The following is a 16500-nucleotide window of genomic DNA, read 5'->3' on the forward strand; positions in this document are numbered from 1 at the left end:
ATGAATTTGATTTTTAATATTAAATTTTTTTTAAAAAAATATTTTTTACTTTTCCCCTTAGGCTTAGTTGTAATTTACGTTTCGTGTGTGGGCAAAAACAAACTAGATGACAAAAATATTAATAAGGAAAAGGAAAGTTCTTATAGATTTCCAGTAATTGCTATAAAAGTTAAAAAGGGAGTTTTGAGTGATTATTTGTCTTTAAATGGAGATGTAGATACAAAAGTTAAAGCAGATATTTTCCCAGATGCTGCAGGTAAAATAACCTCTTTACAAATAAAGCTTGGGACTTATGTTCAGAAAGGGCAAATAGTTGCCACTCTTGATCCTTCAAGGCCCGGTTCTGTATATTTGAAAAGTCCAGTAAGAGCGCCAATCTCAGGATATATTTTAAATATTAGAAAAAAAATTGGCGAAACGGTTAATCCCCAGTCTAGCATAGCAGTAGTAGGAAGAATAGATGCAAAGCAAATTTTAACTTATGTGTCTGAGAAATACATTTCAAATATTAAAGTTGGAAATGATGCTATTATTGAAGTTGGAGCTTATCCTAATGAAAAATTTAAAGCTAAAGTTTCAGAGATATCTCCTGTTTTAGATTCTAAAAGTCGTGCTATTGAGGTATATCTTACACCTATTGGTAGCAATTTAGACAAACTGATTATTGGTATGTTTTCTAAAATTAAACTTATTACTAAACGCTTTAGGGATGTAATTAAGATTCCAAGAGAGGCGGTTGTTGAGAGGGAAGGTAATAGCTTTGTATTTAAGCTAGATTTAGAAAGCAAAAGTGTTAAAATGTTACCCGTTAGAGTACTTTTTGAAATAGATAATATCATAGCTCTTTCAGGCGAGATTGAAGAGAATGATTTAATTGTAGTAGAAGGAATGTCTACTCTTTCTGACGGAACTCTAATAAATTTGGTAGATACAAGAGAGGGTCTTTCATCTGAAAGCAATATTTAATTTATTGGGAGATTTGTTATGTTGGTAAAGAGAGTAGTTGGCAAACCAATAACAATGTTAATTTTATTTTCATTGTTAATGATGATAAGTTTGTATACCTTTTCAAGATTGAAAGTAGACCTTTTGCCTGGGATTGATATCCCCCAAATAAGTATCAATACTGTTTATCCTGGTGCTTCTCCTAAAGAAGTTGAAGAGAGTATTTCTAGAGTTCTTGAAAGTGGTTTGAGTTCAGTAAAAAATTTAAAAAACATATATAGCATTTCTTCTAAAGAAAATAGTACTGTTTCACTTGAATTTTATCATGGAACTGATTTGGACTTGGTTCTAAATGAAATTCGAGATGCTATTGAATTGGTAAAATCTTCATTACCTAGTAAATCGCAGGCACCTAGAATTTTTAGATACAATCTTAAAAATATTCCTGTAATGGAAATTATCATTAATTCTGCAAGGCCAATTTCTGAGCTTAAAAGATATGCCGAAGAGATCATTAAACCTGGACTTGAAAGGCTTGATGGGATTGCAATTGTTACTGTTAATGGCGGAAGCAAAAAACGTGTTTTAATTGAAGTTTCTCAAAATAGATTAGAGTCTTATGGGCTTTCTTTGTCAAGAATATCTTCGATTATAGCATCTCAAAATTTTGAACTTTCAGCTGGTAATATATTGGAAAACAACTTAGAATATTTGGTTCAAGTATCTGGAAAATTTAAATCAATTGAAGAGATAGGCAATGTAGTTATAGCTTATAAGATGCCTGATATTTCTTCTTCTGGTATAAATTCATCTGCTATTGAAATAAAACTTAAAGATATTGCTAATATTAAGACCGATTTTGAAGATTTGTCAGAATATGTTGAATATAATGGTTTGCCTTCAATTTCTTTATCAGTTCAAAAACGTAGTGATGCTAATTCTGTTGCAGTTTCTAATATTGTTAGGAGTGAAATAGAAAAATTGAAATTATCTATGCCTAAAGATATAAGATTGGAAATTGCGTCTGATAGTACTAATTTTATTAAATCGTCTATTGCAACGGTTGTAAATTCAGCTTATTTTGGAGCCTTGCTAGCAATATTTGTTATTTTTTTCTTTTTAAGGAGCTTTAGAGCCACAATAATTATTGGAATTTCTATTCCAATAGCAATTATTTTGACCTTTTGTTTAATGTATTTTGTAAATATTTCTCTTAATATTATGAGTCTTGCAGGTCTTGCACTTGGGATTGGAATGGTTGTTGACTGCTCAATTGTTGTAATAGATAATATATACAAATACAGGCAAAAAGGAGCAAAGCTTATTTCATCTTCTATTCTTGGAGCCCAAGAGATGATGCTGCCTATTACATCTTCAACTTTTACTTCTATTTGTGTTTTTGGCCCATTTCTTATTTTCAAATCAGAACTTGGAGTATATGGAGATTTTTTTAAAGACTTTTCATTTACAATTGTTATTTCTTTGGGGGTTTCTCTTTTAGTTGCTATTTTTTTGGTTCCCGTTTTATCAAGCCATTACGTTGGCTTGTACACAAGTTTTCAAAAGAATATTAAGAGTGCTTTTATTAGGAAAATTGATGCTTTTTTTGCTAGTATTTATTATTTTTTAGAATTTTTGTATATCAATTTGTTAAATATAGTTTTAAATCACAAATTGATTTTTGGGTTGATTGTTTTTTTTAGTTTTATTGGTAGCTTACTTTTAGGATTATTGCTAGATGTGACAACTTTTAATAGAGGAAAAGATAACTCAATTTTTATTAATTTAAATTTTCCCCATAAAACTAATTTAGAATATGCAAAATTTTATTCTAATAGATTTTTAGAAATTGTAAAAAGTGAGGCTAAAGGATATAAAAGTATTATTTCTACTTTGAGTGCTGAGAGAATAACTTTTAATGTATTATTTCCTCTTAAGGAAGAGGTAAAAGATAAGTTGATTAAAAGTATAGATTACGATGCAATTAAGTATAAGGTTATGAATCGCATCGGGAATCTTTATCCCGAATTTAATATTGACTCTTCCAGTGGTAATGCTTTGGGTGGTGGAGATTCTATTAAAATTAAAATTTCAGCAAATGATTTTGAGTATATAAAGGATTATGGAAAAACTTTAGTTTTTATGTTGAAAAAGGAAATTCCAGAACTTGTAAATCCAAGACTTAGTGTAAGTGATTCTCAACTTCAAATTAGTGTTGAGATAGATAGAGCGCTAGCTTACAATTATGGCATTGACATGAATACCATTTTAAATGAATTGAAGGCTAATGTTAATGGTGTTGTTGCTGGGCAATATGTAGAAAATGGACTTAATTATGATATTGTTCTTAAGCTTGATAGAATGGATGTTAAAAATTTAAAAGATTTAGAAAAAATATTTATTACAAATCCATCTGGAGTTAAAATTCCTTTTTCATCAATAGCCACCTTTGAAAAAACCAATAAAGAGGAATCTATTTACAGAGAAAACCAAGCTTTGACTATTTATCTTAATGCGGGCATTTCTCCAAATGACAATTTAACTCAAGTCACTGCAAAAGTTATAGATTTTATTAATAATAAAGTTCCCCATAAAGAAGGAACAGTTCTTAAGGTTGAAGGAGAATATAATGAATTTTCAAATATTATGAGTCAGTTTAAAATAATCATTATTATGGCTGTTATTGTTGTGTTTGGCATTATGGCTTCTCAATTTGAATCTCTTTTAAAGCCCTTTATTATTATTTTTACAATTCCTTTAACGACAATAGGGGTTGTACTTATACATTTTCTTGCAGGAGAAAAACTTTCTATTTTTGCTGCAATTGGAATGCTTATGCTTGTTGGTGTTGTTGTTAATACGGGAATTGTTCTTGTAGACTATACCGGTTTATTGATCAAGAGAGGGTTTGGTCTAAGAGAAGCAATTATTGAATCTTGTCGATCAAGATTTAGACCAATTTTAATGTCTTCTTTGACTTCAATAATAGGACTTATTCCGATGGCATTTTCTAGTGGAAGTGGGAATGAGCTTTTAAAGCCTATTGCATTTACCTTTATTGGTGGAATGACGGCTAGTACATTTCTTACTTTGTTTTTTATTCCCATGCTTTTTGAAATTTTTTCCAATATTGTTTCAAATTTCAAGCTTAGGTTAAAAAGAGTAGCGTCTAATTTAGATATTGAAAAATCATTCAAAATTAATAATTCAACTAAAAGTAGCTATGATAATTTATTTGAAGAAGATGGGGATTGATATGACTAAATTTTATAGATATAGGATTGAAATAATTTCTAACTTATCTTTAGAGCTTGATGTTCTTGAATGTATGGAAAAAGTAGAACGAGAGCTGGGAGAGCCTATATATTATTCTAAGATAGAAAATGTTTATGGAAAGGGCAAGAAAGGAGAAAAGCATGGCAATGGTGTTTGGCCCGAAGAAAATTTTATTCTGATTATTTATACCTCCAATCAATCTATTGTTAATAGATTAAGGGATATTGTAGATCATTTGAATCATTCTTACCCCACAGAGGGGATTAATTTTTTTGTTTTGAAAAATTAATGTCTGAGAATAAAATTTTATGTACTATTTTGGGTAATAAATTTTTGAATAATAGAAATTATGTTTTAAAATTTGAGCATAAAAATGGGGGGGGGTAAGATTTGCTGCTAAGTTTAGCAAAATTTTCACCCAAGAAAATATTCTATTTATTCAAGAATATCTAATGATTTTTTGAAGCGTTAATGCTAAAAGATTATGTTTCTTGTATTTTTAAAAAATAAAGAGGTTCTACAAAAAGAGTGACTGATTATCTTAAAAGTGATAAAATAAATCTTAGTGATAACATTATTTTTTTATCTTTATGAAAATAATTAAATGTTTTATGTATATTTAGTAAAAATATTATTTGTGAAAACATTAAAATGGGAATTTATTTCTAGATTCCGAATTACTTTTTGTTAAGTAATTTTTAAATTTTGTTTTGATTTTTTTAAATTTGTTAGCTTTCTGTATGTTTTTTACAGCAGGGGGTTTTGTAAATAATTTTTTTATGAATTTATGGTTAATAATGATATAATAAACCATGTTAATTTTGTTAAAAGGAGGATTATATGTCAATAGCAAAGGCATTCTTTGAAGTGGCTGATCAACAAAAGGATAAGATTGCTCAAATATATAAAGTTTGCAATGGATATGCCCATGTTACTTATGGCGACTTAAAAAACAATGTTTTAAAGCTTGCTTCCTTTTTAAAGTCAATAAATGTTAAACATCAAGATAAAATATTTATTTGTTCTGAAAATAGGGCCGAGTGGGCCGTGATAGATTTTGCAATTTTATCTTTGGGTGCCGTTGATATTCCAAAAGGCTCTGATGTTACTCTTTTTGAAGCTGAAATTATTTTTAACTCTGTTCTTCCGGGTGTAGTTATTTTAGAAAATTTAAATCTTCTTGAGATGTTTGTTCAAATTCAATTCACAGTAAAACCTATATTTATTATTATTGAAAATATAAATAAAGAAGATAGGTTAAAGTATGGTGATTTTGAAATTTATACTTATGGTGATTGTATTTTGTTTGGGGACAATTTGAGAAAAGATTCAGAAATTATTGACATTGCAAGTAAAGTTGATTCTAATGATATGGCAACAATAATATATACTTCTGGAACAACAGGTTGTCCAAAAGGGGTAATGCTTAGTCATGCTAATCTTCTTTATCAGGTTTCTAGTTTTAGTTTAATGGTTGATACGCAAGTGGGTCAAATATTTATGTGTATTTTGCCAATTTGGCATTCCTTTCAGAGATCTTTTTCTTATAATATTTTTCTCAAGGGTATGGTTTGTTTATTTTCTACCATTGTTCCAAGGGCAATGCTTGATGACATTAAAAATATTAATCCCCATTATATTGCAGCTGTTCCTAGACTTTGGATTGCAATAAGACAAAATATTTACAAAGAAGTTTCTAAGAAACCGTTTATTTCTAGAATAATTTTTCATTTTTTTATAAAATTGGCATTTCTTAATGATATTTGCTATAGAGCGGTAATGGGGCTTTATCCGGACAGTGGGTTTAGCTTGTTTTTTCCTATAAAGAAAATTTTGGGAATGTTTGGGTTAATTTTCTTATTTCCTTTTAAAGCTTTGGGGAATATTTTAATTTTTAATAAAATAAATAAAATCTTAGGCAATAGCTTTGTTGTTGGAATTACTGGTGGTGGGAGTATGCCTATATCTGTTGTTAGATTTTTCAATTCAATTGGAATTGAACTTGCTAATGCTTATGGATTGACAGAAACTTCCCCTGGAGTAGCCTCTAATAAGTATAAAAAAGTGATTATTGGAACTTGTGGTAAAATTTTGCCTGGAACTGTTGCTGAGATTAGAGATGCTGATGGAAATAAACTTAAAAAGCCTGGAAAAGGAATTTTGTTTGTAAAAGGTCCTCAAGTAATGCTTGGATATTATAAGGATAGAGAGGCAACTTGCAGAATTATTGGTTCTGATGGTTTTTTAAATACGGGTGATATTGTAAAGTTGTCTAAGGACAATGTTGTTCAAATTATTGGTCGAGAAAAAGATACAATTGTTTTGAATAATGGGGAGAATGTTGAGCCTGCTCCAATTGAGATTAAGCTTGAAGAATCAATATTAATAGAAAAAGCGGTTGTTGTAGGGCAAGATCAAAAATTTTTAGGTGCTCTTATTCTTCCAAATTTTGAAGAAATAAATAAATATCTCGAAAGTGTTGGGCAAAAAATTTTTGATGCTAATAATAGACGTCAAATTATTGCAAATAATTTTGTTCTTAAGGCTATAAATGATGAAATAAAAAAATTAATCAATAGAACTAATGGATTTAAGCCTTTTGAGCAGATATTAAAGTTTGCTCTTTTAGAAAAACCATTTGAAGTGGGGAAAGAAATGTCAATTAAAATGGATATTAAGCGAAATTATATTTTAAATTTTTATAAAAACGAAATTAAAAATTTATTTATTTGATTATTTTAAATATAGTTCAAGCTCTTTTATATCTTCCAATTTTGTATTGGGAGATATGCTTTGCTTGTAAACAAATCCGTCGCCATTTATTTTTATTTTTATATTATTTTTATAGTATTTTAGTATATCTACTACTTCTCTTTTGGAAAGGTTTATAAAATTTGGTAAGTGTGTGTCGTTTTTATAATTAGCGGTGATTTTAGGGATCTTGATTTTTGATGGCATTTTGATTTTTTTATATGCGCTTGTATTTTGCTGGTATTCAATAAACTCTATTATTTCTTTTGCCATTGGAGCTGCTATTCTTGTTCCATATATTATTTTTTTGGGATATCTGTACACAATATAAATAATATATTTTGGTTTTTCTGTGGGGTATATTGCCAAGATAGAGGATGTATAGTCTTCTTCTGAGTATTTGCCGGTTTTTTTGTCAATAGCTTGAGATGTTCCACTTTTTGCAGAAATGTCAAGATTTTTAATTTTAAGATTTGGAATTCCGCCTTTATTTACAACTTCTCTCATCATTTTTAAAACTTTTTGTGCTGAACTTTTGGATATTGTTTTTTTTATTTCTTCTTTATCAAATTTTTTAATGCTTTCTTCTTTATTGTTGCTTATTTTTTTTATTATTCTAGGTTTTAACATTATTCCATTATTGCCTAGTACGCTCGCAGCTTGTAATATTTGAACCGCTGACACCCCTATTTCTTGTCCAAATCCAATTGTAGCTTTGCTTCGCCCTGACCATTTTGAATAATGATTTAAGAGGCCCTTTGTTTCTCCAGGAAATGGAAATCCAACTTTTTTCCCAAATCCAAAATCTAAAAGTTTTTTGTAAAAGTATTCATTGCTAACTTTATCAGTAATGTAAGCTATTCCAACATTTGATGAATAAATTAAAATCTCTGTAGAGTCTATATATTTATAAGGAGGATTTAATGTTTTGATTGTAATTTTTTCTCCCGATGGAAATTGTTTTTGATATATTCCGTTATCTAAAAATTTTTCTTCTAAATTTAATTTCCCACTTTCTAATATTATTGCAACTGTAAAAATTTTATTGATGCTTCCAGGTTCATAGGTTAACGAAGAAGAAAGGTTTTTTCGTATTTCTTCAGGATATTCGGAATAAAAGTTTGCATCATATTGAGGAAATTGAACCATAGACAATATTTCTCCATTTTGAGAGTTCATTACTAAAGTAATTAAACTTTCAGGATTATTTTCTTCAAAGTATTTTTTAGCTATTTTGCTAACACCTTGTTGTATGTCCATGTCTATTGTTAAGTAGATGTTGTTTGTTTCTAATTCTTCATTTAAAAATTGTTGTTTAGTTTTATCTTTTCCTAATATGCTATTTAGAGAAAATTCAATGCCCTCAAGGCCAAAATTATCTGTTCCTACAAAGCCTGTAATATTACTTGTAGTATGACGGAAAGGATAAATTCTTGTGTAATCAGGATACAAGGCAATGTTTGAGAGTCTGCCTTCGGCTTGAATTCTTTTAATTAAATCTGATTCCTCCCTTTTTATTTTTCTTTTTATATATAAAAATCCTTTATTGGAAGAGAGCTTTTCCTTCAAAATTCTTGAATCAATTTGGAGTATTGCGCCAAGAGTTTCAGATGTGCTGACAATATTTTCTATTTTTTGAGGATTTGTTCCGATTGAGTAAGACTTTGAAGAGAATGCTATTGGCTTGCCATTTCTATCATAAATTGTTCCTCTTCTGGTAATATCATTTGATTTTAAAGATATCATGTTATCTGGGGTGTTGTTAAAGACCATTAGCGTAAAATATTTGTAAATAGTTAGCAAAGTTATACCCAAGAATATTGTTACTATTGTTTTTATTCGATAATTGTTATTAAGTATCTTTTTGGGCATGAATTTCAGACCTCTTAAATTATTTTATGACTATATGAAATAAAAATTATTCATTTTTTTTTGTATCTATATTATTATATGTTATTATACTTTGAAAAAGTAGATACTATATAGCAGAGGGCATAATATAATGGATATTAAAACTTTAAAAGGCTTTAAAGATTATTTGCCTAAGGATTCTTTGATTCGAATTCATATTGTTAGGCAGATATTTAGCGTTCTTAATTCTTATAATTTTGAGCTAATAGATACTCCAGTCCTTGAATATTCAGAGTTGCTTTTAAAAAAGGGTGGGGATGAGGCTGAAAAGCAAATTTATAGGTTTAAAGATAATGGGGGTAGAGATGTTTCCATGCGATTTGATTTAACTGTTCCTTTTGCTAGATTTATTGCCACAAATATTTCTAGTTTAAAATTTCCTTTCAGACGTTCTCAATTTGGAAAAGTTTTCAGAGGAGAAAATTCTCAAAAGGGTAGATACAGAGAATTTATGCAATTCGATTTTGATATAGTTGGAGAGGATAGTTTTAGAGGTGATGCCGAAATTCTTTCTGTTGTGTATTATGGCCTTGAAGAGATTTTTTTGAATTTTATAGAAGGCATTAATAAAAAATTTATTATCCATTATTCGCATCTTGGTATATTAAATTCTTTTTTTGAACGTTTAGGAATTAAAGAAAAATCCCTTTTTATTTTAAGAAATATTGACAAAATAGATAGAATAGGAATTGAGAAGGTTAAAGAGGAATTGCTTCTTGAGATCGAAGAAAAGACTGTAAATTCGATCTTAAGTTTAATAGATTTGCAAGGCACTTTTAAAGATAAAATACAAACCTTAAAAAATATTTTGGGCGATAACAACGAATCTATTAAGAGAGTAGAAGATGTTTTCAAGCACCTTAGTTTATTAAAAATTCAGGATTCTTTTAACTTAAATCTTAAAATAGCTCGTGGACTTGATTATTATACAGGGATTGTTTTTGAATCTGAGGTATTTGGTAGTAATATGGGTAGTGTTTGTAGTGGGGGAAGATATGATAATTTAATCTCTTCGTTCTCAAACTCTATTCAAAAGGTTTCAGGAGTTGGGGGATCTTTTGGTGTTGACAGAATAAAGGATATAATTGATCTTGAAAAGTTTAGTTATATTAAAATATTTGTAACTAAGGCCAGATCTAAAGTTTTAATTGTAAATCTAGATAGTGCTTTGCAAAATTATTATTATGAACTTGCTACTAGGTTTAGAAATCATGATTATTCTAAAATTAAAAATATTTCTTGTGAAGTATATTTTAAAAATAAAAATGGTAAAAACATTAAAGAACAAATAGAATATGCTTTGAGTAAAGAGATAAGATTTTTAGTTTTTGTTGGTCAAGAAGAATACAAAGAAAATAAAATGAAAGTAAGAGATTTGACAAAAAAAGAAGAGTTGCTTCTTTCTTTTGAAGAGTCAATAAATCTTATCAAATGTAATGAAAAGTTGCTGTGTACTCCTTTTTAATCCTGCATGTTTATTGTATTGAGAAATTTTAGCAAAAATATTAAGATTAATTTGCATTTTTATCTATTTTCCTAATTGTTATTGCATTTAAGGTAAGTTTATTCTTTTTATATTCTATTTGTCCTAGTATTTCAACATTGTCTTTAAAATCAATATCAATATCAAAGGTTGTTTTTGTTGGGATAATTCCTGCAAGTACATTTTTGTTGTATCCTACATAAAAGTCAAACTGAATTATGTTGTCTTTTTTTTCGACATTATTGACTACGCCTTCCCATTTTACATATACATTTGAATAGATTGATGGATCTTTTTTAATATCTTTTAGGCTTAGGTATTCATTAAAGCTAATAAAATCTGGTCTTGAGATAAAACTTGCAAGATTTTTGGCTTTGAGTTTTATGGATTCTGATGCATTTGAATTTAATATTTTATTTATTTCCACTCTTGCAAAATTATCTTTCCCTGTTTTTAAATAAACTTTGATTTTTTCAAAAGAATTTTTAATTTCGTTGTTGGTTAGTATTAATATAAATTGTCCTTCTTCATTTTTTATTTTTTCTTTATTACTTATTTTAATGTCGTCAATGTAAGCAGCAATGTTGTTTAAATTTTTATTTATTTCTGCTTTTAGGTTTGTTGATATTGTTATGTTTTGTTTATAAAAAATAAAATAGATTGCTAACATTGAAATAAATACAATTCCTCCAATAGCAATTATTATGATTAACTTTGTTAAATTTTTATTAGGTATTGCTTTAATTATTGGGAACAATTTTTCAAATAGATTGCTATTTTTTAAAAAAACAGATCCTTTGATTGGATTTTTTCGAATAATTTCAAGAGACAGTTCTGATCGATCTACTTCTTGATTTTCTTCTATCATTTTAAGCCATATCTGAATAGCTTTTTCTTCTTTACCTTGGCTTACTAAAAGTATAGCAATAGCTTGTTTTATATTTGGTTCGCTAGGGTTTAAAGTGTAAGCTTTTTTAAGATATGTTTGGGCATTGCCAAGGTTCCCAGCACGAAGATAAGACATTCCTAAGACATAGTGATATAAATAGTAATTTTTATAGAAAAAGATTTCTTTTTCTAGGAGCTTTATTGCCTGTGAATATTTTTTTGAATTATAGTAATAAATAGCCTTGTTAATAACTTTATTAGGTTCCATATTAGCTAAAATTTGACCCCACAATTTTCTTTTTAATATTATAATATAAGATCCTTTTTTAAAAGGATAATAAATAGAATATTGTTATTTTGTCTTAAGTTCTTGTTTGACTAAAAATTGATAAATGATATAATTATATCAAGTGTAATGGGGTTTTTATATATTTTTAAAATGGTGGGGATGTGTCATCAGAAAGAGTCATTGAATTGATCAAAGAGATTTATTTAGATTTTAGAAAAGGCAATTTCAAAGAGGCTTTAATAAAATCCGAAGAAGCTCATTCTCTTGATTTTGATAATATTGAAATTTTAACAGCTTTGAAAAGTTCTGTGTATTGGAATGGCCAAGTTGAAAGTCTTGATAGAATAGGGCAGGATTATGAAAAAGCAGAATTTTTAATAAGAGAGTGGAATAGTTTTGCGGGTCGATATTTGAAAAAAATGGGTTGTAATTTTTTGCAAGGTCGTAATTCTATAAAATATTTTGTATTTCAGACTTGTCTTTACATATATAAAAATATATACAAACTGCATCCAGAAAATTTGGATCTTTTAATAAAAATTGCTAAGTCTTATAAGGGTATGGGAAATTACGAGAGGGCAATTAATGTCTTTTTGCAAATATTAGGAGGTGCTAAAGAAAATTCAGATGTTGTTGCAGAGCTTGCTGATTCTTATGCACTGGTTGATGAAATTAAAGAGGCTAAAGTCTTATTCAGAGAGGCTTTTTTTATCAATCCTCAAAAGATAGATATATATTCTCTTGAGTCTGATATGATTTTAAGATTAATAGATCTTATTAAGTCTGACAGAAACATTTCAGATGATCTTATAAAAGAATGGATTCCTGTTTATGGTTCTCTTAATGGTGTTTTTAATGTTAAAAGAGAATTAAGGCCTATAGAGCTTGGACAGCTAAAGCAGTCTGTTTACAGTTTGCGCAATGAACTTAAAGAAAAGTCTTATAGATCAATAAATGAGAGTATATTACTTCCAAGGCTTATTAATAAGTATTTTTGGCTTATTGATCATTATGTAAGGATAAAAGAGGATAGAGCTCGCATTGATGAGATTTTGTTATATATAAAAGAAATAGACTTGGGAATTTACCAACAATATGTAAATTAGTTGCTTGACACTAAAAATCAATGTTAGGAGAGTTTAATGTCTAGTGTTACCATAAAAAAATTAGATAGTATTTTGCAAGAAGATAAATGGACAAGAATAGTTGTTAATAACTATTCTCTTGCTAAAATAAAAGAATTGGATGATTTAATAGATAATATAATTGATGAGGGATTAACAGAAGATGTGCTTGATATTTGTGGCAAACATTTAAAGGATGTTAAAAAAAGTATAGCAGGGCTTTATATTTCTGGAATGCTTATATATAGTAGGCGCCCTTTAAATGATATGAATTTACTTGCTGTTATTGATTTATTTTCTCAAAATTTAAAGTGGACTCTTGTTGAGCATATATGTAATGAAATGCTTTCTGTTTCTGAAAATAAGCACGCTCTTTATACTCTTGCAAAAATATATGCCCAAAATAATGAAAATGATAAGCTTCCAAGTATTTGGACTAGAATTGTTGAAGCAGATATTGATGACACTGTGTTTGTAAGACAACTTGCTACTTATTATGAAACTATTGATTTGCAAAAATCAATTTTTTATTTTAGAAAGGCCATTTATCGTTTTATTGATAAAAAACAAATGTCAGGAATTAGAGAAGTATGGGCAAAACTTATTCATTATGTTTCAGATGATTTTGATTCTTTTTTACTTATTTTACAAAAAATTGAAAAAGATCTTGGATTTAAAAAGGCTATAGTTCTTTATGAAGATTTGTTTGATCATTACTCTTTGACTGATAATATTGATGAAACAATAGAAATTTTAAAAGGTATTTTAAAACTTGACAATAAAAATCATAAAGCAAGAGAAAATTTAGTTAAATTTTTAAGAGAAAGATACAAAGATGTAAAGAATATTGAGGATTATCTTCTAAAATCTGATATTGAAAACTTAGATAAAAATTTTGTTGACGTATATTCAGATTTTGAAAAATATTTATTTTTTGCAAAGGGCAACTTTGTTTATCACCAAACTTGGTCTGTTGGAATAGTGAGGGATGTAAATGATCATGGCATTACTGTTGATTTTGTTTCTAAAAGAGGCCATTTTATTGGTTTTGATATGGCAATGACGGCTCTTTCTCCTCTTAGCAGAGAGGATATTAGGGTATTAAAGGCTATAACTCCCAAAGAGGAACTTGCAGATAGAGTAAAAAAAGATATTGAGTGGGCTGTAAAAGTTATTATAAAAAGTTATAAAGCTATTGATTTAAAGGGAATAAAAAAAGAGTTAGTACCAAGCTTGATGACTCAAAGTTCATGGAATTCATGGAGCTTGAAGGCAAAACAAATTTTAAAAGATAATCCCCATTTTGTTATGGATTCTGGGAAGCTTGATTATTATATATATAATGAGAGATCTTCCAATTTGAATGAAAAAATGTATGATAAATTTAAAATTGAGAAAGATTTTTATAAAAGATACGAAATATTTATAAACTATTGTAATGTTAAAGGAATTGTTAAGGATTTGCATATTGAAGAAGAGATGCTCAACTATTTTTTAATTTATGTTAACAATTTTACAAAGGTCGATCATCATGTTATAAGTTCTTATGTTATTCTTAGGTCTTTAGGTAATTTTTCTGAAGAATTGTCATTAAAAGTTAATATAGAAAAAGATGTTAATTTGGAATCCCTTTTAAAGGAGTATCCAAAAGGAATAGTGGATCTTTTTGATTCAATTTTGAGTGCAGAAATTAAAAAAGAATTGGTTATTTTAATTAAAAAAGAACTTAGTAATTGGATTTTATACTATAAGGAACTTTTCCCTCATTCTGTTAATAAAAAATTGGTTGAATCACTTTACAAAGAAGATCCTAAAGAAGTGGAAAAATTATTTAATTATGTTATAAAAAATTATAAGATCTACAAAGATGCTTATATTTGGATTTTGAAGCACTATAAAACCTATTCTGTTGAGCTGAGTTATTCAGATTCGGATCTTTTAGCTAATTTGATTAAAATTTTAACAGACAGTGTTATTAGAATTAATAATAAAAATAATTCTGTTGCAAGTAAAAGAATTTATAAAATGGTAATTAATCTTTTAGTTAAAGATGAATATCTTAAATCGGTCTTAGGATGTGTTAAAGATGAAGAGCTTGCAAAGAGAGTTTATATGACCTGTTTTTATGTAAAAGATTTTCCGCCCAAGGATCTTTTAGAGATTAAATCTATAATAAGACAATTATTTGATTCGGTTGAGTTTGAAGATGAAAAAATGCAACTTTCGGGTGAGAAAATGGAAATTGGATTTTTAACCATATTAAGCTCTTTGAATAAAAAGCAAAAAGAGCTTAAACATTTAAAGGAAGTTGAAATTCCAGAAAATTCAAAAGAAATTGGGAAAGCTCGTGAACTTGGTGATTTAAAAGAAAATGCTGAATATCATTCTGCTAAGGAAAAACAACAGTTTTTGACAAAAAGATTAAATTCTTTAATGTTGGAAATAGAGAGTGCAAAAGTTATAGATACTAAAGATCTTCAAAGTTCTGTTGTTGGTTTCGGGACTAAGGTCATCATTTTAAATGAGACTACAGGTAAAGATGAATCTTATTTAATACTTGGGCCCTGGGAATCAAATCCTGATGAAGGCATTATTTCATATAAATCACCTTTTGGAGAAAATTTACTTGATTCTAGAGAAGGTGATAATCTCAATTTTGTTATAAATAATACTAATTTTAGATATTTTGTAAAGAAAATAGAACCCATAAAATTTAGCTAGGAAAAATTAAGAATGTCAAAGTTAAAGGAAAAAAGAAAAAAGATCGTTAATATAGAGAGAGTAAACAAAGAGGAAGCTATTGAACTTGCAAGAGTTCAAATAGAAAAAACTTTTGGAAAAGGAAGCCTTATTAAGATGGGAGAATCTCCTGTTGGAAAAGGCATAATTAGTATATCAAGTGGATCTATTGTGCTAGATGAAGCTCTTGGTATTGGTGGATATCCTAGAGGGCGCATAATAGAAATCTTTGGGCCTGAGTCGTCCGGTAAGACTACTTTGACTCTTCAAGCGATTGCTGAGGTTCAAAAAGAAGGGGGCATAGCTGCTTTTATTGATGCTGAGCATGCTCTTGATCCTGTTTATGCAAAAGCTTTGGGAGTTAATGTTGCAGAACTTTGGCTTAGTCAGCCTGACACCGGAGAGCAAGCTCTTGAGATTGCTGAGCATTTAATCAGAAGCGGTGGTATTGATTTGATCGTAGTTGATTCTGTGGCAGCTTTAACCCCTAAATTAGAGATAGATGGAGAAATGGGAGATTCCCAGATTGGTCTTCAAGCTAGGCTAATGAGTAAGGCGCTTCGAAAGATTACGGGCATACTTTCTAAATCTAATACTTGCATTATGTTTATTAATCAAATAAGAATGAGGATTGGTATTATGTTTGGCAATCCTGAGACTACTACTGGTGGGCATGCTTTAAAGTTTTATTCATCTATTAGGCTTGAAGTTAGAAAAATTGAACAAGTAACTAGGTCAGGTTCAAGTGATGATGTTATTGGCAATAGAATTAGAGTTAAGATTGTGAAAAATAAGGTTGCCCCCCCTTTTCGTAAAGTAGAATTGGTAATTTATTTTGGAAAAGGTATTTCAAGAGAAGCTGGTATTTTAGATGCTGCTATTAAGTATAATTTAATACAAAAAACAGGGTCTTGGTATTCATTAGGAGATAATAAGTTGGGACAGGGGAGAGAGAGTGTTATTGAATATCTTAGCAAAGAATTAGGACTTACAAATGATTTGGACAAGAGTCTTAGAAAAATTATTTTTAATAATTTTGATCAAGAGAATGTTAATTCTATTGAATTTAAGGAAAATGAATATGAGCAGTAAGG

10 protein-coding genes are annotated in these 16500 nt (G+C 28.6%); 8 read left to right on the forward strand and 2 right to left on the reverse strand.

Features of this window, described 5'->3' with window-relative positions:
- The 4 genes from HNP68_RS03580 to HNP68_RS03595 all read left to right on the forward strand — a co-directional run bounded on the left by HNP68_RS03580 (position 1) and on the right by HNP68_RS03595 (position 6954).
- Positions 1–966, forward strand: a complete 966-nt coding sequence (locus HNP68_RS03580) for an efflux RND transporter periplasmic adaptor subunit (protein ID WP_183220543.1) — start codon at positions 1–3, stop codon at positions 964–966.
- Positions 967–984: 18 nt separating this feature from the next.
- On the forward strand, positions 985–4200 hold the full coding sequence (locus HNP68_RS03585; RefSeq protein WP_183220545.1) for an efflux RND transporter permease subunit: 3216 nt from the start codon (positions 985–987) through the stop codon (positions 4198–4200).
- 1 nt (position 4201) lies between these two features.
- Positions 4202–4510, forward strand: a complete 309-nt coding sequence (locus HNP68_RS03590) for a PG0541 family transporter-associated protein (protein ID WP_183220547.1) — start codon at positions 4202–4204, stop codon at positions 4508–4510.
- A gap of 551 nt (positions 4511–5061) precedes the next feature.
- The gene (locus tag HNP68_RS03595) at positions 5062–6954 is read left to right on the forward strand and encodes an AMP-binding protein (RefSeq protein ID WP_183220549.1); all 1893 of its coding nucleotides are present in this window, start codon (positions 5062–5064) and stop codon (positions 6952–6954) included.
- Here HNP68_RS03595 and HNP68_RS03600 read toward each other — a convergent pair whose 3' ends face one another.
- Positions 6955–8844, reverse strand: a complete 1890-nt coding sequence (locus tag HNP68_RS03600; protein WP_183220551.1) for a penicillin-binding protein — start codon at positions 8842–8844, stop codon at positions 6955–6957.
- 130 nt (positions 8845–8974) lie between these two features.
- Here HNP68_RS03600 and hisS point away from each other — a divergent pair, with 130 nt between their 5' ends.
- Complete coding sequence (hisS, locus tag HNP68_RS03605; protein WP_183220554.1) at positions 8975–10348, forward strand: histidine--tRNA ligase; 1374 nt, start codon at positions 8975–8977, stop codon at positions 10346–10348.
- Between the two features lie 46 nt (positions 10349–10394).
- On the opposite strand, the gene HNP68_RS03610 is transcribed toward hisS, so the two are convergent.
- Entirely contained in the window at positions 10395–11522 is a 1128-nt protein-coding gene (locus tag HNP68_RS03610; protein WP_183220556.1) for a tetratricopeptide repeat protein, read from the reverse strand.
- A 182-nt stretch (positions 11523–11704) separates the two neighbouring features.
- Here HNP68_RS03610 and HNP68_RS03615 point away from each other — a divergent pair, with 182 nt between their 5' ends.
- Genes HNP68_RS03615 through recA form a run of 3 tightly spaced genes read left to right on the forward strand, consistent with a single transcriptional unit; the run spans position 11705 to position 16498 of the window.
- Positions 11705–12649 (forward strand): tetratricopeptide repeat protein, encoded by a 945-nt coding sequence (locus HNP68_RS03615; protein WP_183220558.1) that lies wholly within the window; start codon positions 11705–11707, stop codon positions 12647–12649.
- A 36-nt stretch (positions 12650–12685) separates the two neighbouring features.
- The gene (gene greA / locus HNP68_RS03620) at positions 12686–15388 is read left to right on the forward strand and encodes a transcription elongation factor GreA (protein WP_183220561.1); all 2703 of its coding nucleotides are present in this window, start codon (positions 12686–12688) and stop codon (positions 15386–15388) included.
- Between the two features lie 12 nt (positions 15389–15400).
- Positions 15401–16498, forward strand: a complete 1098-nt coding sequence (recA, locus tag HNP68_RS03625) for a recombinase RecA (protein WP_183220563.1) — start codon at positions 15401–15403, stop codon at positions 16496–16498.
- Positions 16499–16500 lie beyond the last annotated feature (2 nt).

Source organism: Borreliella yangtzensis (genome assembly GCF_014201775.1).
Lineage (GTDB): Bacteria > Spirochaetota > Spirochaetia > Borreliales > Borreliaceae > Borreliella > Borreliella yangtzensis.